We start from the raw sequence: 20,884 nt of genomic DNA, 5'->3' as shown, positions 1-20,884 counted from the left end.
TTTAACCTTTAACCTTTAACCTTTAACCTTTAACTATTACTTAATCACTACCAAATAAATCGCGCGTATATACTTTATCTGCAATATCACTCAGCTCTTTAACCATACGGTTGGAAACAACAACATCAGCAATTTCTTTAAACTCATTAAGATCTTTAATCACACGTGAATTGAAAAATGCTTCATCTTTTAAAGCTGGCTCATATACGACAACTTCAATCCCCTTAGCTTTAATGCGCTTCATGATGCCTTGAATAGCAGATGCTCTAAAGTTATCTGAGCCGGCCTTCATAACTAAGCGGTATACACCGACAACTTTAGGATTGCGTTTAATGATTGAGTTAGCAATAAAATCCTTACGAGTTTTATTAGCATCAACAATTGCCCTAATCATATTATTCGGCACTACTTGGTAGTTAGCTAAAAGCTGCTTGGTATCTTTTGGTAAACAATAACCGCCATAACCAAATGAAGGATTATTATAATGATTACCAATACGAGGGTCTAAGCTTACACCTTGTATAATTTGCTTCGTATTTAAGCCATGACTCTCAGCATAGCTATCAAGCTCATTAAAATAGGCAACACGCATTGCTAGGTAAGTATTTGAGAATAACTTGATTGCTTCGGCTTCTGTGGAGTCAGTAAACAGAACCTCAATATCTTGCTTTATTGCACCTTGAGCCAATAAATTAGCAAAAATATTAGCCCGCTCACTTTGCTCACCGACAATAATGCGAGATGGATACAAATTGTCGTGCAATGCTTTACCTTCACGTAAAAATTCTGGCGAAAATATTACATTATCAGTGCCAAGCTTTTCTTTAATCGATCGAGTAAAGCCCACAGGCACAGTTGACTTAATAACCATAGTCGCCGTTGGGTTAATTCTCATTACATCTTTAATAACCGACTTAACACTATTGGTATTAAAATAGTTTGTTACAGGATCATAATCGGTAGGAGTAGCAATAATTACAAACTCAGCGCCAACCAGAGCAGACTCTTTATTTGTGGTCGCGGTAAAATTTAATTGCTTGTTTTGTAAAAAATCACTTATTTCAACGTCAACAATTGGCGATTGCTGGTCTTTTAAAAGCGCGACTTTTTTTTCGTCTATATCAACAGCGACTACTTTATTGTGTTGCGCAAGTAACATAGCATTAGACAGGCCAACATAACCCGTGCCAAAAACAGTAACTTTCATTTCACCGTCCTTAAACTTCTGATTTGAGCGTCCTAACCCTAGTACAGGCGCATAGCCTAATATCTAGAGACTTTCATCCAATTCATTAATTTACATCACAATATATGATTAAAACAGTTTAAAACCTAAAGTCTTTAATCTCTTCTCTGTGAAATCCGTGCTCTCAGTGGTGAATAAATCATTTAAACCATTTTTACCACCGATTACACCAAGGCGCTTAGAGCTACACCGAGAAGGCAAAGTTAAGCCTAGCACCTAGTCTATTACCTAGCCCCTAGTACCTTTAACCTTCCCCTACCCCTTCAAATTAACCACATTCGCTTGAGGAGTACTTTCGAGCTGTTTGCCTTTTTTAGCATTCCATACCAAATCACAGATACCATCCGTTGGGTTAAATCCCGTTGGGGCGTCGAGTAACAATTGGCGGATCATTTCGTGATCAAAGTTATGACAGGCAATGTCAAATGCTTCTAAAAACACTTTTAATTCAGGTAGCGGCAACATAGCTTCATTTGCCGTCATAATTCGCTCATGTGGCGTTTCGCCAACGTTATCACCGATTAATAACTCTTCGTAAAGCTTTTCACCTGGGCGCAGGCCGGTGCATAAAATTTCGATGTCTCCATGAGGGTTGGTTTTGTCTTTCACTTCAAGGCCTGAAAGGCGGATCATCTTACTGGCTAAATCTTTAATTTTTACCGAATCCCCCATATCAAGTACAAATACATCACCGCCTTTACCCATAGAGCCGGCCTGGATTACCAATTGCGCAGCTTCTGGTATGGTCATAAAAAAGCGAGTAATATCTTGGTGGGTAAGCGTAATAGGGCCACCTTCTTTAATTTGCCTGCGAAATAACGGTACCACAGAGCCAGACGAGCCAAGCACATTACCAAAACGAACCATGCAAAAACGCGTACGATGTTCTTTACCTTTGGTTTGCGCTAAACCTTGTAATACCAGTTCAGCCATCCGTTTGGTTGCCCCCATTACATTAGTTGGTCGCACCGCTTTATCGGTCGAAATTAATACAAAGGTTTCAACCTTTGCATTAACGGCCGCTTTGGCTGCGTAGTAAGTACCAAATACGTTATTACGTACACCTTCAACCACATTATGTTCAACCAAGGGTACATGCTTATAGGCCGCAGCGTGATAAACTGTTTGTACACCAAATGCCATCATTACGGTTTCAATACGGTTAATACGTTGCACAGAGCCCATTATTGGGATTAGTTCTAAATCAATATGATTATTAGCTATGTACTCATTTAGTTCTTTTTCAATAGAATACAAACCAAACTCAGAGATTTCAAATAACACCAGTTTTTTAGGTTGCTGCCTAACTATTTGCCTGCACAGCTCAGAGCCAATAGAACCACCAGCTCCAGTAACCATTACTATTTTGCCAGCAATGTTGGCAGCCATAAGTTCTGGTTTTGGGGTAACTGGGTCACGGCCTAATAAATCCTCAATTTCAACTTCTCTAAATTCAGAAAGCTGCGCTTTACCTTCAACAACATCTGCCATACCAGGGATAGATAAAACTTTAATCGTTAATGGCTCTAGCTGCGCAAGTACTTCTTTGCGCCTTGCCCGGCTTGCACTTGGTAACGCTAACAATACTTTAGTGGCCTTACCTTTATTAATCAGTTCATAAATATCTTTAAAACAAATTACCGGAATACCTTGAACGATAGACCCTTGTTTGCTTTGATCATCATCAATAAAAGCACGAACGTAATATTCTGGCCCGGCACCGAGTGCAGTTGCAAGCTGCCTTCCCGCTGAGCCTGCACCATAAATAATAACCGATTCTTTATTAACAGTTGCCATTTTGCCGATCATCGCGCGCACTAAAATGCGCGATCCACCAACAGTAAGTAAACATAGCCAAGCAAAAATAAATGGCATAGTACGCGGAATAGTAATACCCACAAAAAACGACAGCAATACCAAACTTACAGTGGTTATAACAGTACCAAGCACAATAGCCCATAGCGCCTGCGAGTTCATATACCGTAATACAGCGCGGTATAAACCTAAATTAATAAATGCAATTAAACCGGTAGGAATTAACATAGCTAACAGCAGCCAATTACCAAGTTCACTAAAAGGTGCAAGGCTGTCTAAACGCACTATAAGCGCAAGCCAAAATGCTGCGGCAATAAAAAGTGAATCAATAAATAAGGTGATAGCACGCTTTTTAGCGCGAGAAGCATTCAAAATAGACCGGATGAAACTATCCACAACAAGTTCCCTTTTCTTGTACTCTGTTGATTCGAAAAATAAAGAGCAAAACAGTAGCTCTTTAATTGTTAAAATTTCATTAATTATAGCTTATAAAAAGCATAGGAGCTATCAGCTATCAAATTTTATTTTTGACTTTAGGGCTGTCAACATTTTTGATAACTCAATGGTTTCATTTATCCACTGGGCGCCGATATTTTTATCTATATAACTAATGTCTATACCAATATAAATCTGTGTTCTAGCTTCCGCTAAAGAAGATCTAGATATATCTAAAAATCTAAGCCGCTCTTTATTGCTTTCACGAGTCATCCCCTCAGCTATATTACTAGGCACTGATAGGCTGGAGCGTGTTAATTGATCCCTAAAACCAAAATCTTTAAGGTATGCTGTCTTTTTATATACATCAGCACTCAATCGTGCGGCACGCTTCCATACTTCTAACTTTTCGAAATTCATTCAGTTACTCTTTTAAAGTGTTTTAAAAACTTATAGGTACAAAACATTTAAAAAGCAAATAACCTCTGTGATCTGACGGCTGACGGCTGACGGCTCGAAACTTAGCTCTTCCCTAGAACCTATAACTTGCTCGCTAACCCAAACACTTCTTTCATAACTTGGGTTGTTTTAGCTATTTCATCTTCTGTAAGGGTTGGGTGGACTAAAAACATGATTGACGTTTCACCTAGTTCAACTGCATTTGGTAGGCGTGTTTCTGGGCGCCATGGGGTGTTGTCAAAAGCTTTTTCTAAATACACTTCTGAGCAGCTCCCCTGAAAACACGGTACACCACGCTCTACAATTGCATTAACTATACGGTCGCGATCCCAACCAGAGGCCAATTGTTCAGGCTTAATAAACATATAATGCTTATATTCAGCGTGTTCAATGTATTCAGGAACCTCAACTAAACGGATACAATCAAAGCCAGTTGCGGCTTGGTCAAGTTGTGCGCCATACGTTTGGCGTTTTGCAGTCCACTCTGTCATACGAGTTAGTTGAATACGGCCAAGCACAGCTTGCATTTCGGTCATGCGCCAGTTAGTACCAAAGCTTTCGTGTAACCATCTAAACCCTGGTGGGTGTTCGCGGTTATAAATTGCATCAAAGCTTTTACCGTGGTCTTTATAGCTCCACATAGTTGACCATAACTCTTTAGAATTAGTGGTTACCATGCCTCCTTCGCCGCCAGTGGTCATAATTTTATCTTGGCAAAAGCTCCACGCGCCTACATGGCCAATACTACCGACTGAGCGACCTTTATATTTAGCACCATGTGCCTGCGCGCAGTCTTCAATTACATAAAAGCCATGCTCTTTACTGAGTGCCATTATTTCGTCCATTTCAGCAGGCATACCGGCTAAGTGTACAACAATAACTGCTTTCGTTTTTGGTGTAAGTACCGCTTTAATACTTGCAGCTGTAATCGCTTGGCTATTTAAATCAACATCAGCAAATACAGGTGCTGCGCCAGCAGTAACAATACTTGAGGCAGACGCTAAAAAAGTTCGCGGTGTAGTAATAACTTCATCGCCTGTACCCACATTTAACGCTTTAAGCGCTATATCAAGCGCTAAAGTGCCATTACCAAGTGCGATTGCATACTCGCTACCTGCCCAAGAGGCAAATTCTTTTTCAAATTCGCGTCCTTCAGTACCCGTCCAGTAGTTAACTTTGTTTGACAAAACTACGCGACTTACAGCATCAGCCTCATCAGTAGTGAAGCTAGGCCAAGGAGAAAATGGGGTATTTAACATGATGTTCCTATTAATTTCATATAGAAATGAGTGTCTAATTTATTTTGCTACTGCAGGAGAGCCAAATGCAGTAACATTATCAGGTATATTTTTTAAAACTGTACTACCAGCACCAATCAAACAATTGTTACCAATTGACACTAACTGTTTTACTTGGCTACCAATACCAACCCAGCTTTTACTACCCACAATAACACCGCCAGCTAAAGCGACATTCGGGCAAATATGGGCAAAATCATCAATAATGCAATCATGCTCAACAACAGCTCCGGTGTTGATAATACAACCAGCACCCACTTTGGCAAATGCATTAATTACAACACCCGCAAAAACTACGGTGCCCTGTGCTATTGCTGCATATTTACTTATCACTGCTGTTGGATGAATCAAAGTAATAAGATTAAAATTATTTTGTTGTAATAATTTTATTTTTTGCTGGCGAATTTCGTTATTTCCAATTGCAACAACTACATCATTACTACACGTGGGGCTTTGATTTTTTAGCGCAATTAAATCAGCGCAAGTACCATATATTGGCCAATGCTCAATGTGGGTTTTGCTAGGGTAGGCATCATCATAAAATTTAACAGTAAAGCCAAGCAGCTCGGCAATATCGGCAATAACCTTACCATGGCCGCTTGCGCCAACTATGGCTAACTGTTTAGTCATTATTAGAACCTTTAAACGGCTCAATCGTTACATGCCCGTCAGCACTTATGCCTTCACGAACAAAAACTTTTTTTACGGTGAGTAATAATATTTTGAAGTCGAGCAACAAGCTTTGGTTATCAACATACCAAACATCAAATTTAAACTTTTGATCCCAACTAATTGCATTCCGACCATTTACTTGTGCCCAACCAGTAATTCCAGGTCGTACATTATGGCGACGCGCTTGCTCAGCACTATAAAGCGGTAAATATTGCACAAGCAGTGGCCTTGGCCCTACTAAGCTCATATCGCCTTTTAATACGTTAAATAAACCGGGCAATTCATCTAAACTTGTAGATCGCAAAAATGCGCCAAATTTAGTCATACGCTCATTATCTGGCAGCAAGTTCCCCTGCTTATCTTTACCATCAAGCATGGTTCTAAACTTCATCATTTTAAATACTTTACCATGTAAACCTGGGCGGTCTTGAGTAAATAAAATAGGTGAGCCCAGTTTAAAACGAATTAGTACAGCAACTACAATTATTATTGGTAGCAGAGTAAAAAGAGCACATAGGGCAACTAAAAAATCAAAAAGGCGCTTCATTTAACAGCTCCAGTAACCCAAGTTACCCACTTATCAGCTAAGTTATGGCGATTAAAATCACGTTTAGCCAAAGACTGCGCCCTGTCGCCCATTACAGGTAGTCGATCTTTATTATCAGCGGCATCTACTAACGCATCAGCAAAAGCCTGTGCATTGTCAGGCTCAATAGCATAACCACAATTATTATCGTTAATCATCCCAGCTAACCAACCAGGATAATTATTCAAAACTGGTAAGCCTGCAGAAATATAATCAAAGAATTTATTGGGTGATGTACCATAATAAAAAGCCGGAATATTAGCCAATAACTGTAAGCCAATATCAGCACCTTTCATCAGCTCAGCTAATTTGCTTTTATTAACAGGGGGGTGGAATATTACATTATCCAACCCTTCTTGCTTAGCTCTTGTCTGTAAGCTTTCTTTCAACTTACCTTGGCCAACTAAAACGAGTTTAATATCGTGACGGCCGCGTTTTTTTAATTCAACAGCGGCATTTAATGCGGCATCTAAGCCATTTGCCTGCCCATGAGTACCAGTAAAAACAGCCATCAAATCGTTATCAGCAACGCCATCAGGTCTCCATGCGGTAACATCATTAGCAAAAATAGTTAAATCACATCCATTAGGTACAATTTCTACTTTACTTGCTTTAACGCCACGTTTTTTAATACCTTCAACAATCCCAGGCGACAAACCTATACAACGATTAGCAGAACGGTAAGAACACCATTCTAAAGCAGACATAGCAGCTAACACTAGCGGGTTTGTAATTACCCCCATTTCTTTTGGTAACTCAGGCCATAAATCGCGAACCTCAAATACAAAAGGCTTGCCTCTAAGCCAACGCGCAAATATACCCGGTATACCTGCTGTTAAAGGCGTTGTAGTTGCAAAAACCACGTCGTATTTATGAGTTAATGCAATACCAATACTTTTTAAAGCAAACTTTAAAAAAGTACCCGCACGCTTTACTAAACCATCAGAATTTGAATAAGCTAAATCAAACTCAATAATATGAATACCATCCACTACACCTTCTCTTCGGCCTTTTATAAAGTCTGGAGTTAAGCCAGTTTCGCCTCCCCCATAACTACCGCAAACCATAGTAACGTGGTGACCATGTTTAAGTAAACGCTGCGCCATTTCATAAGAGCGTATGCCTGTAGAGCCGCTTGGCGTAGAAAAATGCTGGTGAAAATATAAAACATTCATAATTAAAACTTTACTTCCGTGGTAAGTATTCCAGGCTTATTAACTTCGATTTCGAGTACTGGAATTTCAGATTCTTGATAATAATAGCGAGATTCATAACCCGTGGTTAATTCAATACGCTTTATATTGATATCTGCTGAAAAACTAATTGTGCATAACTCACTAAAAACACTATCACCAACTAATTGCCAATCAGCAGGAGCAAGTCTAAGTCGTAGTATTGCTTTGTCTTTAAAACCATTAATAATATCCTTTATTATTAATGAATTAGGGTGTAATTCTATAGCTCTAGTATGCTCGCAACCAAAGCGGTCTTTATAGCCTGCAGTAACCGTTTGGTACTCATTGCTCACAGCAAGCGCTTTTTTAGTAGAGGTTTTTAACCAATCACCCAATAAAAAACGGCTTAAACGTGGCATTTGTTCATGCGAATCAAATTCAACCGTGTTATGGCTCTTTACGCCACCGTAGTAATCAATGTATTTTTGCCCAGCATTGTAGCTAAATGTGCCACCGTCGCGAAATATATTTTGGCCATTTAGCCAAAAATCGATATGTAAAGCATCACATTGGCTTGGTCTAAACTTAAACATAGGGTAGTTAAAATAAAGCACTGCATTTGTGCAAGCTAGATAAGTGTAGCCACCGTTGATAAAATCTTTTGGCGCTTTACCTGCTATTGATTGCTCAGGTATGCTTAACTCTAACCAGTTAAGTGGGATGTTAAAATCACCACTCAAATCATATGCAACTTTATTATTAAATACTACACTTGCAAGTTGAACACTTGGTCTAAAATCCCTGTAGTCAGTGCCAGTTAAAGGGATTAAACGCGCGCCGTCATTAGCACCAAGATTTGGTGCATCGCCAGTATTGGTGCTAGTAAAATAAAACAGCCAATTAGTGGCAACTTTTAATTTAGCGTATAAGCGTTTTGTAAAAAGAGGGAGATCATGCTTTTGCCGCCAAACTTCTGCCAAGCTATAAGTATCTAACATCACACGATGATAAGTTACTGAGTACTGGCTAAAACTTCCATCTTCTTCAATTAATTTTTGGGCTCTATTTTCTAGCCATTTTAAGCCTTGCTTTTGCCATTTAAGACCTTCAGCATCGCCATTTTGTGCGAGCCATGAGCCACCAATGTAAAGTGCAGCAGCTTCTGATGTACCATGGTTATTGTCTTGCGCAACCGCATACATAATTGTTGGCGATATTCGCTTTAAGTGCGCTTTTACAAAGCTCAGTAATGCAGGAGTGGTATTGTGAGTTTGTTTTAGTATAAGAGCAGCCAATGCCAAGTGCATCACCCTTATTGATGCCTCTTGCCCACACTTCCAATTAACGCCGTTATAGGTAGGGTTTTTATCTACCCAATCTATTAACCATGAGTTTAATTTGCTAAATGCGTTATCATCACCCGTAGCTACATGTTGAGCAAAACTAACAACCCAATCAAAACGCGATGCTTCCCACACACCTTTGATATCACCTAACTGATTATTAAAATCACCAATTAAATACCAAGGCTTATCAGCAGGTGCTAATTCACCATTTAAACAACTTTGGTGCCAATTAGGGATCGCTAAATCAACCTTTTCAAGGCCAAAGTATGTATGCTTATTAAACCATTGAGTATTACACTGGATATTAACAGTCGAGCCAATATACGGCGTAAAAAAGCCCCCTTTAATTACTTCATGTTTTAATTTTTTTACAGTAGACAAGCCAGCTTTAACACTCATTTGATATATAAAGAATCTAACTAGACTCCAAAAGCTCAAACTAAAAAGGGTTTTTAATTTATCCATTTTACTACTTATGTCGCTCAGAAGGTCTTGAAGTTAATCTTTCGCTATACCGTAGGTAACTCATCAACAATAAGCTTGAATTTTCCCGAAACAGTTTTGACCGGTTCCAATACTCTTAAAAAATCAAATTCTATATTAACGTTACTACTATCAAATAACAGGTTAACATTTATAGGTAGCTCCTCCTTTGTACAATATAAAATTGTAACTAAGCCAGGTGCATTTTGAAATACCTGTATATGAGTAACATAATTGAAAATTTCATGATGTCTCCCAAATATTAGACCAGTTAGCGGTATTTTTTTACCAACACTATCTATAACAAACTCACCGGTCCTTCCTTCGTGCAAACGAAATGAATTAACAATCCCATCTTGCTCATCATAACTTAAAACTTTATCACCTGTAGCATACCGTATCAACGGTGTACCATAGCTTTCATAAGCAGTACCAATTAATTCACTTTCGACGATTTCACAATAGCCGTATGACTGTAAAACATTGAACTCCCCCTTAACCTCTTTTTCATATCCCATGATACAGCGCTCTGTATGCCCATAAAATGATTGAGTTTTCACTTGAAAAACTTCTTCTATTTTATCTCGAAAATAAGCATGTGGATATTCAGACGTTAAAAATACACCTTTGAGATTTTTTATAAGTGAAGTTAAAATTATAGGGTTCTTTTCGCAGTAAGCTGCAAACTCAAATATCGCACTAGGATATCCATGAAGATATTTAATTGCCCTAATTGAGTTAAATTTAAGTAACTTCTTAGATATTAGGTCAAAATCTGAATATATATCTACCACAAGTGAATGGCGAATAAGATCATAGTCTACAAAATCATTGACTTGGCTTCGTCCTGCAAATATAACTTTTAATTCATTTGGTGAAAAACCTAGCTCACGCCAAGCACGATGGACATGCGCCCATTCATGACCCATTGCATTTGAAGTTACATAGAACTTAAAAGGTTGGCCAGTACTACCGCCTGTATTACTGAGCTGAAGATCTGAACGATTCATATTCGAAATATGCTCAATTTTATAAGAACTTAAATCAGATTTTGTAACTATTGGGATATTTTTTATATCTTCAAAACACTTCAAGTTATTTAAGCTGAAATTGTGATCAGAATAAAACTCCTTATAAAAAACGGTATTACTTATTGCATAATCAACAATTTTGTACATTTTTTCTAAAATTAATTCTTGATTACCCTTTATACCATCTTCATACAATTTCAACTCAAGTGATGAGCGAGCATAACTAGCACCTATACCAGGCCTTTTAGAGTAACTAAGATTGGATATTATGCTTCCAATTCTAATACCTACAGGTAACTTATGTGCATTTTTTTTTATATAGTTGGCAATATTCATAATTTAACTTTAGCCTTTACTAACACAGATATAAGGAATGTACGCAAACGATTATACTTATTTTTAAAAAACACCATAGCTCTACTTTCTCTTGAAAAATATACAGGGATTAACTTTTTATGATATCTATTTTTTGAAAACCATAAATCGTACTCCTTAAAACTAAAACCCGAAAAAGGTGTTAATTCATTCATAATACTTGAATTCATAAGGTTTTCAGTTTTATAAAAATCTACTTTTTGATCTTGTTTATTATATTTGAAAAAGTGACATAAATGTTCACCATCCAGACTAAATTCGAAAGCAAGTTGTAAATCACAAAAACGAGGGAAAGCTAACCGTCCTGAAATGAAGAAATCCTGTTGAAATAGCCAGTTGCCTAAACTGTAGATTATTGGTTTTCCTTTATATATTTCAGCTCCCTGCACCCTGTGGGAGTGTGTACCAACTATACAATCGCATCCTAAGTCGATCAAATTATGGGCTAGAGCTCTTTGTGAAGGCATAGGATAAGCCTCTAACTCATAGTCCCAATGAAAAAAAACAATAATCTTTTTATTTGGATTTCTATTTTTATACTTTTTGAACTCATTTATAACATAGGCATCCTTTAGCGGGTTTACACCTGGTTTATGAGTATTGGCTTCTGGGCACTCAACAATCGACCAACCAAAATTCAGTACTATAACATCGTCTAACTCAAGAGGTTCGGAGGCCTCATTTAAATTTCTTCCAGCACCAAAGAAATCAACATCTATCGAGTGCAAATTCTCAATAGTTTCATTAATATTTCCATTATCTAAAATATGGTTATTACAAATAGAATAAGTAACATCACAGCTTTCTGAATGTAATTTTATCGCGTCATAATCATTAACAACAACTCTACTGCCAACATAATCACTTACATTCTTTACTAAGCTGCCTTCCAAGTTTGCAATGAATTTTTTATTTCGGAAAAAATCTGGGCACTCTAAATCAACTTTTGAGCCTATGGCTATATCACCTAAGAAAATCAAAGTCTCTCCTAAAATATTACGTTAATGTTTTATGAATCAACCGATTCCAACATAATAGTTCGGTTCCGGTATCTATAGCTGCCTGCTTCTTATCCATTAATAAACGTTTGTTATTTATTAATTCCCCCAACGACACATAGAATGCTTCTAAATTAACATCAGAGCACTTATGAATAGTTAAAGCACCTTTACAATTAAGGTAATCTACACTTTCATCCTCTCTCAAAAGACCTACAACCAAAGGTATTCCTGACGCAATAGCTTGTTGCCAAAGTATAGATTGACTTGAAGGGAAAAAGCCTATATCGGAAGCTAGTAGGTGTGAATAGACATCATTTTTATTTAACCAACCTGTAAATATTATATCAACTCTATCTTTAGATAAGGCTTTTAATTTATTATAATACTCTTCGTGAGTAGCGGATGATTCACCAACAACAATTAACTTCAAGTTACTATTATTGAACTTCCTGTAAGTCTCAATTGCTAAATCAATTTTTTTCAACGGGTTTAGCTTGCCACCACAAAATATTACAATGTCATTCTCCTTTATGGAATATTTTTCCCTTACTTTATCCCTACTATTTACTTTCTTCAGATCATCGATGAGATCTGTATCTGCTCCAAGTGGTAATAACTCCATTTTATCAACAGATATAGAGTAAATATTATTTACAAAGTCTTTAACACTATCAGCAACTACAAATAATTTATGAATATCTTTTTCAACATACTTATATAGACTTTTTCTTATTATTTTATGCAGTACATTTAATGACAACCAGTTATGGGCCGAATTTATATAATCCATGTGTAAATCAACAACCAGCTTAACACCATGTTCATTAACATATTTTTTCACAGTTAATAAGTCAGGTAAAAAACTATGGAAGTATATAACATCAGGCTTAAAACTCTCCACATACTCTTTTAGAGAAGAGAAAAAACGAATTTTATTCAACAAGTTATACGAGTAATTTCTCTTCACTATTTGACTACCATATTTATCCTTGTATATTCTCTCTACACCTGTTTCTCCACGACTTTCATAAAAATCGAAAACATTCTCGTATGTAGAAGTTATTATCATCACTTCATGCCCATACTTATTATAATATTTAGATAAGAGATTCTCTTGGAATTCCAACCCCTCATCATAGAAATCACAGACCATTAAAACTTTCATAAATCCCCATCAAAAATTAACTATTAATAATTATTATTCACTTCTCAGTACGATAAGCAAAGATAAAAGGTAAGAACAAAGACAACCAAAGAAGTTTATATTCTGCATAAGTTGAACTTTTAAGAACTTCTAGAAAAGGAATCAATGGAACCATAAAATAACCCCTTAAAATAGGACTGATATACATTTTTGAATATAAAAATAAAAAGACAAAAAATATAGACAACGATAAAAAACCTGCATCTGATATTACATCAAGAAAAATATTATGGGGGTAATCTTTTATTTCTACAGAATGCAATAAAACTCCGAAACTACCAAGTCCTGTCCCAAAAATAAATTGGTTAAAACCAGTAATTACATTTAGGAAGTTATCAAAATATTCCCCCCTAGCACCACCACTTGATAATGATGAAAATCTTAAAATAGTCCTTGATATCATTGTATCTCCATTATCAACTTGAACGACAATCATAACTATAAATACAACAAGCGCACTTACAACAATAGAACTGAAAAGCTTTTTCTTCACGAGAGCGAAGTACAAGAAATGAGATAAAAATAAAAATAACAATGGACCTCTAGCACCACTCAATATTAACAAGAAATATATTAATAAAATTGCACTTCCATTAATTTTACCCAACACATTAAAACTTATAAGCAATGCACCTGCAAACGCTAAAGCTTGACCAGTACTGAGGTAAACCGCAACATTATCTTTATTAATGCTAATACCATCAATAGCGTTTACACCGTAAAAAAGCGGATATAAGAACCCTAAAAAAACTATCAGAACCACATAAAATCTGGAAAATAGAATTACATCACTTCTATTGAAAACAATAAAAATAAGCCCTGCAATAAGGATATTAACAGATAGGGATAACAACTTTATAATTCCATACTCGATAAACTTAGAATAAAAAAGAGAGACAAAAACACTGATAAAAAACAAAAACATCATTAGTAATATGTAGTATTGCTCATTTTTAATATAAACCCTATAACGATTACACTTGCATTTTATTGACAATATAACTATTACAATCAACCCAAATAAAGAAAAATTAAAGTCAAACAACCCCAAAGCACTTGGGTAATAATTCAACACAGGTGAAAGGGCATATAAAGATAAGCTTAAAGCCAAAATATACTTAAGCATAAAGTTCACTTTTAAAATTAGATGTGAATATCATTTAGAATAGACTCGAGCAAGATAGCGAGCAATGAGGATGTAGGTAATATACCAGCCTCCCATTAAAAAGCTTAGCGCCGAAATAAAAACAAAAAAGTCATTAAAACCAATTGCACTAGCTAGCATTAACAACACAAGCTTAGAAAGAGTGAAGTAAAACTGTATTTTTTGTTGTTCGATAACAATGAGAACTCTAGTTAAGGGGCTTGCAATGAATTGTAAGGCGTACATAAACATCATAATATATAGAATATCACTAATCCCTTCCCAATCATCCCCCAATATCTCTTTTGCAAAAAAAGCCAGCACAGCAAAACATAAAATCAAAGGGATAGATAACTTAAGTTGCTTTTTTAAATAACTATCAAAAATAGAAGTTACACCTTTGTTTTCCCTAACTTTTTCAGAGCATTCAGCGATAAACAATGCGCTTATACTATTTGTAATAATCCCTATAGGCCCTGCTCCGATCATACTAACCATAGTATATAACCCAGCTTCACTTTTGCCAAAAGCATAGCCAATCAGAATTATCGGAAGGTAGTTTACCAAAGCATCAACCAGCGCTGAAGGAGCGCCATATTTTGGGAATTGAACATACCTGCGGCAAAGTGAAAAAAACTTAAGTCGATCAAAACTAAACCTCAACCTCCCTAAAAACAAAGAAGATATAACTAATGCAATTAAATAACCATGTAATAAGTGATATTCACTTTCAAAAAGATACAAAATAAGTATTAGAGCCCCCCCCCCTCTAAATATTGGCTGGATAAACTTGGCTATAGAGATTTGCTTATATTTCTTACACCTGACCGATACTTGTAATTTTATTTGAAAAAAAGCCAGCCCAAAACTACCTAGAACACACATAAAAAGGAAATAAAAACTTTCCAACTTAAAAAACAATGCATATAAAAGAAAAAAGGCTGAAATTAATAAGCAAATAGTTAATGCCAAATAAGTTAAGTGCGCGGCTAATAAATCTGAGTATTTAGAGCTCTTTATAATTGGTATAGCTTGCTCATATTTTAATGTAAGAAAAATAGAGATTGGGGCTGTAAAACTAATAAACAGCCCCAACTGTCCAAATGCTTCTGGTGATGCATTTCGAGATAAAAGAGGGAGAATTAGAAAGTATATAACCTGACCAAAAGCAGGTAAAAGAGACATGATAAAAATAGGACTTCTAAAAACCCTCCGCAATTTTAGAATGAAGCTCATAAATACCCATGCATAGGCAAACTAAACACTGATTTAGCTAGCTTTTCTGCAATTGGAAAATCCCCCGTCTGATATCCTAACTGACTAAATGCGGTTTGCTCATGCATGCAGGTACTGTAGTAAACCATGGTAGGTATACCTTGCTCTTTATATTCAGCCATATCAGCATCACGATTGGCTGATACTAGCGTATATTGTGCCCATGAGCTTACATAGCCTGCTGGTATTTGTGGTGTTTGGTATTTTGATGCTAATTGTTCTTCATAATTTGTAGCCGCTTTATTACGGTTAATCAGTTCTGTCGGGAACTCGGCTAGTTTTTCAAGCAATATAGCTGCTTGAATTGTATCTAGGCGGCTGTTCATACCTATACGTACGTTGTCGTATTTATCTTTACCCTTGCCGTGTACGCGGTACGATTTTAGTAGTTCTGCGTATTCGTCATTATTAGTAAAAACAGCCCCACCATCGCCATAACACCCCAGTGGTTTTGCTGGGAAAAAACTGGTTGTAGCGATATCACCAAAACTACCTGCACGCCTTACATCACCGTTATCGTCACAGATAGAGCCACCAAAACCTTGTGCGGCATCTTCAACGAGCTTTAGGTTATATTTATCGGCAATTTTTTGGATTTCAGGGTAGTTGGCTGGTAAACCAAATAAATCCACTGCAATAATCGCTTTAGGGGTTAATTTGCCTTCAGCTATTGTCGCTTGAATGCGGTTTTCTAAATCGATTGGGCAAATGTTAAATGTTGCTTCATCTGAATCTACAAATACCGGAGTCGCACCTTCATAAGCAATCACTTCTGCTGTAGCAAAAAACGTAAAGGTGGGGCAAAAAACCGCATCACCAGGCTTTATATCAAGCACCATCATGGCAAGTGTTAATGCATCAGTGCCATTTGCACAGGTAATAGCGTGTTTAACACCCACGTACTTTGCAAGCTCATATTCAAGCTCTTGCACTTCTGGGCCCATTATATAGTGGCCATGCTCTAAAACCGTTTTAATTCGCGCGTCTATTTTTGTTTTTAAATGCTGATATTGCGCCGCTAAATCTATAAATTGTATCGTCATTTTAAATTCTTTAAATTAATTTGTATGGTTAGTTTGCATAGGATTAGAAAATTGCAGCCACCAAACCTTACGGACTTGATGGCTTACGAGACTTATGCCCCACAATAATTACTGGCAATGCTTAAATAAAAGTGCTTGTTATTTTATAAACAACACCTCTCCCTCTAACACATATTCTTCACCAGTATGCTCGCACTTAGTACTGGCATTACCTGTGAATGGCAGGTCTAACTGCTCACCATATTTACTTATCCAACCAATTTGTTTAGCTGGTACACCCACCATTAACGCGAACGGTTTGACATCTTTATTGATAACAGCGCCCGCCCCCACTAACGAATATTCACCAATGGTTACACCACACACAATGGTGCAATTAGCACCCAAGGTGGCGCCTTTTTTTACTAAGGTATCACGATATTCTGTTTTGCGCTCAATGAACGAGCGCGGGTTATACACATTGGTAAACACCATGCTTGGCCCACAAAATACGTCGTCTTCAATGTGTACGTTGTCGTACACAGACACATTATTTTGCACTTTTACGTTATTGCCAATGGTGACTTTATTACCTACGAATACATTTTGACCTAGTGAACAACCATCACCAATTTGAGCACCACTACACACGTGCACAAAATGCCAAACACGTGTGTCAGAGCCTATTTTTGCGCCAGCATCAACAATAGCGCTTTCATGCACATGGTAGTTCATGATTATAATACCTTTGAAAGAAGTGGATGCGCTTTGCTACTTGCTTCTACCAGTGGCATTTCGCGGATTTTTTCTACCGTTTCAATTGCAACACGGTTTTCATCAATACCAAAACCGTTACCCGCTAAAATATTTTGATAACTCTGTGTATGTAAATCAGTAAAGCCACCTGAGAACTCAAGCTCTTCAGTAGTATTACCATCTTTAATGGTAATACTACGGTAGGTTAGTTTCTCACCTTTAACTGCATTGTCAGGCAAGTTATTCGAATCAATTGACAGGAACCACTTAACACGTGCGCGCTCATATTCTAGGTAGCCGCTCGAGGTTTTCTCATCCCTAAAGTGAACTTCATTATGCTTAAGGTCACCAAAAATAAAATGCAGCATATCGTAAAAGTGCACACCAATATTCGTTGCTACACCGCCTGATTTATGGTCGAAGCCTTTCCATGATTTCATGTACCACTTTCCGCGTGATGTCATGTAGGTTAAGTCTACATCGAATACTTTGTCTGCAGGTGCTGCAGCCACTTTTTCTTTTAAAGCAATAATAGACGGGTGTAGTCTTAGCTGTAGAATCGAGTTTACATTTGCACCGTATTTTTCTTCGTATTCTTTTAGAATATCCATGTCTTCTGAATGAAGCACTAATGGTTTTTCACAAATGACATCAATACCATTTTTTAAAGCGTACTTCATATGTGGTGCATGTAAGTAATTTGGACTACAAATAGCGATATAATCTAGCTTTTGGCCTTTCATTGCACAGTCTTCAACAAAGGCGGTGAAGTCTTCAAACTCTGTAAAAAATTCAGCGTCAGGAAAGTGGCTATCCATAATACCAACAGAGTCATTAATATCCATTGCAACTAACAGGTTATGTCCTGTCTCTTTAATTGCCTTTAAATGTCGTGGAGCAATGTAGCCTGAAGCACCGATAAGGGCGAAATTTTTCATGTTAAAATCCTTTCTTATAATCTAATATCTGAGTCTTTAGGGCCAAATACATGTTTTACATCATAGAGCACGTGTTTTTCTTTACCGAATTGGCGGATAGCTTCGACGCCCATGTTTTTAAATTCACTATGGTCAACCGCTAAAACAATACCGTCATAATGATTTTCTTTTAATGTGCTAACTAATGACAAGTCATATTCATGCTCTACTTCCGCTGGGTTTGCCCAACCGTCATACACGTCAACACTCATGTTAAAGTCTTTTAATTCATTGACGATATCGATGATTTTAGTATTACGTACATCTGGGCAGTCGCCTTTAAAGGTAAAACCTAATACCAGTACTTTTGCTTCGTCGATATGGATTTTTTGGCTTGATAGTTTTTTAACTAATTGAGTTGCTACATACTCACCCATACCATCATTAATACGACGACCTGCCAAAATCACTTCTGGGCGGTAACCCACTTCTTGTGCTTTATGAGTTAAATAATAAGGGTCAACACTGATACAGTGCCCACCCACTAAACCCGGTTTAAACTTTAAGAAGTTCCACTTGGTTCCCGCAGCATTAAGTACTTCTTCTGTATCAATACCTAAGCGGTTAAAGATTTTTGCAAATTCATTAATGATTGCGATATTCAAATCACGCTGGGTGTTCTCAATCACTTTTGCGGCTTCAGCTACTTTCAATGAGCCAGCCAAATGCGTGCCTGCTGTGATGATTGAGCCATATAAATTATTTACAAACTCACCAACTTCAGGAGTAGAGCCTGAGGTGATTTTCATTATTTTTGTTAGTGTATTTACTTTATCACCCGGGTTAATACGTTCTGGTGAGTACCCAGCGAAAAAGTCTTGGTTAAACACTAAACCTGATACTTTTTCAATAATTGGTAGACACACTTCTTCCGTCGCACCTGGGTATACCGTTGACTCATAAATAACAACATCGCCCTTTTTAACAAATTCACCTAATAATTCTGATGCTTTGCGAAGAGGTGTTAAATCCGGTGCATTACTGTCATCAATCGGGGTTGGCACTGTCACAATGTAAACATTGCACTCAGCTAAATCTTGCTTGTTACAAGAGAAGGTTAGGCTTTTCACGTCAGCAAGTTCAGTATCACTTACTTCTAATGTAGCATCATGACCTGCCTCTAATTCATCAACACGTTTTTGGTTAATATCAAAGCCTAATACCGGATACTTCTTACCAAACTCAACTGCCAATGGAAGGCCCACGTAACCAAGTCCAATTATTCCAATACTTACATTATTTAATTCCATTACCAAATACCTTTTGTATCAACTAGATAACCAGTTTTAATGACGTTACCTTTAAACTCTTTATGATCAACAAGCAATAAGTGAATATCTGCTGTATTTTTTGCCACTTCAAATATTGCTAACTCTAAACCATAAAGATTACTTGGTAATTCATTAATATTAGGCTCAATAGCGATAACAGTTCCAGAGTGTAGTTCAGCTATTTGTTTAGTAATATTTAAAGCTGGGCTTTCGCGTAGGTCATCTATGTCTGGTTTGAACGCCAAACCATAGCAAGCTATAGTGACATCTTTAGCTGTTTTTGTTGGGTTAGCTTGTAAGAAATCAGCTATTGCTAGTTTAACTTTATTAATTACCCATTGCGGTTTAGCATCATTAACTTTACGTGCGGTATGAATTATTTGTGCCTCTTCAGGCGTTTTACTCACAATAAACCATGGGTCTACCGCTATACAATGCCCACCAACACCAGGACCTGGTTGTAAAATATTAATACGTGGATGGCGGTTAGCCAGAGAGATAAGCTCCCAAACATCGATATCTAACTTATCACAAATGATTGATAACTCATTAGCAAAGGCTATTTGCACATCACGGCATGAGTTTTCAGTCAACTTTGCCATTTCTGCGGTACGGGCATTGGTTATTACACATTCACCTTGTACAAATGTTTTGTAAAGCTCAACAGCTCGGGCTGAACACTTGGCAGTCATGCCACCAATTACACGGTCATTTTCAACCAATTCACGCACTACATGCCCTGGTAATACACGCTCAGGGCAATGCGCTACATTTACATCAACATTTCCACCTGCATGCTCTTTATTAGGGGAAGGGAATGATAAATCAGGGCGGGCTGCAGCTAACCACTCCGCCATTTGCTCTGTAGCACCAACCGGTGAGGTAGATTCTAGTATTACTAAGTCACCTTTTTTAAGTACTGGAGCAATCGCTTCAGAGGCTTTTTTGATATAGCTTAAATCTGGCTCTGGTATTGCAGAATCACTTTCGTTATTAAGAGAACTCTTAAATGGTGTTGGTACTGCAATTAAAAATGCATCCGCAGGCTCTGGTGACGTTACGGCTTTTAAATAGCCCTCAGTCACAGCTGCATGTACGATCATGTCTAAATCTGGTTCTACTATATGTATTTCACCACGGTTAATTGTATCTACCGCGTGCTGATTTACATCAACACCAATTACGTTTTTTTTACGTGATGCAAACATCGCAGCTGTTGGTAAGCCAATATAGCCTAAACCAATAACTGAAATTGTATTAAATGACATGATAATCCTTTTAAATAGGTTCTAGGTTCTAGGTTCTAGGTTCTA

Annotated in this window: 18 protein-coding genes; all 18 read right to left on the bottom strand. The window is 37.2% G+C overall.

Translation table 11 applies throughout. The features are described from left to right. Positions 1 to 40: 40 nt before the first annotated feature. Positions 41 to 1,207, bottom strand: a complete 1,167-nt coding sequence (locus H5158_RS20295) for a nucleotide sugar dehydrogenase (protein ID WP_182740765.1) — start codon at positions 1,205 to 1,207, stop codon at positions 41 to 43. A gap of 294 nt (positions 1,208 to 1,501) precedes the next feature. Further along, complete coding sequence (locus tag H5158_RS20290) at positions 1,502 to 3,457, bottom strand: nucleoside-diphosphate sugar epimerase/dehydratase (protein ID WP_182740764.1); 1,956 nt, start codon at positions 3,455 to 3,457, stop codon at positions 1,502 to 1,504. Positions 3,458 to 3,568: 111 nt separating this feature from the next. Continuing rightward, on the bottom strand, positions 3,569 to 3,916 hold the full coding sequence (locus H5158_RS20285; RefSeq protein ID WP_169020997.1) for a four helix bundle protein: 348 nt from the start codon (positions 3,914 to 3,916) through the stop codon (positions 3,569 to 3,571). Between the two features lie 119 nt (positions 3,917 to 4,035). Then, positions 4,036 to 5,214 (bottom strand): DegT/DnrJ/EryC1/StrS aminotransferase family protein, encoded by a 1,179-nt coding sequence (locus tag H5158_RS20280; RefSeq protein ID WP_182740763.1) that lies wholly within the window; start codon positions 5,212 to 5,214, stop codon positions 4,036 to 4,038. A 39-nt stretch (positions 5,215 to 5,253) separates the two neighbouring features. Then, positions 5,254 to 5,883, bottom strand: a complete 630-nt coding sequence (locus tag H5158_RS20275; protein WP_220491383.1) for an acetyltransferase — start codon at positions 5,881 to 5,883, stop codon at positions 5,254 to 5,256. After that, positions 5,876 to 6,472, bottom strand: coding sequence for a sugar transferase (locus H5158_RS20270; RefSeq protein ID WP_182740762.1), 597 nt, complete (start codon positions 6,470 to 6,472; stop codon positions 5,876 to 5,878). Before H5158_RS20270 ends, H5158_RS20275 begins: the two co-directional genes overlap by 8 nt. Next, positions 6,469 to 7,686: a glycosyltransferase family 4 protein gene (locus H5158_RS20265; protein WP_182740761.1), complete on the bottom strand. Its 1,218-nt coding sequence runs from the start codon at positions 7,684 to 7,686 to the stop codon at positions 6,469 to 6,471. The genes H5158_RS20270 and H5158_RS20265 overlap by 4 nt, the downstream gene beginning before the upstream one ends. A gap of 2 nt (positions 7,687 to 7,688) precedes the next feature. Beyond that, positions 7,689 to 9,497, bottom strand: a complete 1,809-nt coding sequence (locus tag H5158_RS20260) for an alginate lyase family protein (protein WP_182740760.1) — start codon at positions 9,495 to 9,497, stop codon at positions 7,689 to 7,691. Between the two features lie 44 nt (positions 9,498 to 9,541). Then, positions 9,542 to 10,882, bottom strand: a complete 1,341-nt coding sequence (locus tag H5158_RS20255) for a hypothetical protein (protein ID WP_182740759.1) — start codon at positions 10,880 to 10,882, stop codon at positions 9,542 to 9,544. Next, positions 10,879 to 11,901 (bottom strand): CapA family protein, encoded by a 1,023-nt coding sequence (locus H5158_RS20250; protein WP_182740758.1) that lies wholly within the window; start codon positions 11,899 to 11,901, stop codon positions 10,879 to 10,881. Before H5158_RS20250 ends, H5158_RS20255 begins: the two co-directional genes overlap by 4 nt. A 16-nt stretch (positions 11,902 to 11,917) precedes the next feature. Further along, the gene (locus tag H5158_RS20245; RefSeq protein WP_182740757.1) at positions 11,918 to 13,087 is read right to left on the bottom strand and encodes a glycosyltransferase family 4 protein; all 1,170 of its coding nucleotides are present in this window, start codon (positions 13,085 to 13,087) and stop codon (positions 11,918 to 11,920) included. Between the two features lie 37 nt (positions 13,088 to 13,124). Then, complete coding sequence (locus tag H5158_RS20240) at positions 13,125 to 14,252, bottom strand: O-antigen ligase family protein (protein ID WP_182740756.1); 1,128 nt, start codon at positions 14,250 to 14,252, stop codon at positions 13,125 to 13,127. A gap of 30 nt (positions 14,253 to 14,282) precedes the next feature. Further along, positions 14,283 to 15,506: an oligosaccharide flippase family protein gene (locus H5158_RS20235; RefSeq protein WP_220491382.1), complete on the bottom strand. Its 1,224-nt coding sequence runs from the start codon at positions 15,504 to 15,506 to the stop codon at positions 14,283 to 14,285. Beyond that, a complete protein-coding gene (locus H5158_RS20230) occupies positions 15,503 to 16,582 on the bottom strand; it encodes a DegT/DnrJ/EryC1/StrS aminotransferase family protein (RefSeq protein ID WP_182740766.1) in 1,080 nt (359 codons plus the stop codon). Before H5158_RS20230 ends, H5158_RS20235 begins: the two co-directional genes overlap by 4 nt. Positions 16,583 to 16,726: 144 nt before the next feature. Continuing rightward, entirely contained in the window at positions 16,727 to 17,302 is a 576-nt protein-coding gene (locus H5158_RS20225; RefSeq protein ID WP_182740754.1) for an acyltransferase, read from the bottom strand. Positions 17,303 to 17,304: 2 nt separating this feature from the next. Beyond that, entirely contained in the window at positions 17,305 to 18,261 is a 957-nt protein-coding gene (locus H5158_RS20220; RefSeq protein WP_182740753.1) for a Gfo/Idh/MocA family protein, read from the bottom strand. A 14-nt stretch (positions 18,262 to 18,275) separates the two neighbouring features. Beyond that, positions 18,276 to 19,550, bottom strand: coding sequence for a Vi polysaccharide biosynthesis UDP-N-acetylglucosamine C-6 dehydrogenase TviB (tviB, locus tag H5158_RS20215; RefSeq protein ID WP_182740752.1), 1,275 nt, complete (start codon positions 19,548 to 19,550; stop codon positions 18,276 to 18,278). Next, the gene (gene wecC, locus H5158_RS20210) at positions 19,550 to 20,839 is read right to left on the bottom strand and encodes a UDP-N-acetyl-D-mannosamine dehydrogenase (RefSeq protein ID WP_182740751.1); all 1,290 of its coding nucleotides are present in this window, start codon (positions 20,837 to 20,839) and stop codon (positions 19,550 to 19,552) included. The genes tviB and wecC overlap by 1 nt, the downstream gene beginning before the upstream one ends. Positions 20,840 to 20,884 lie beyond the last annotated feature (45 nt).

The organism is Pseudoalteromonas sp. SR45-6, from assembly GCF_014163545.1.
Classification (GTDB): Bacteria; Pseudomonadota; Gammaproteobacteria; order Enterobacterales; family Alteromonadaceae; genus Pseudoalteromonas; species Pseudoalteromonas rhizosphaerae.
This window is presented reverse-complemented; position numbering and strand designations above follow the sequence as displayed.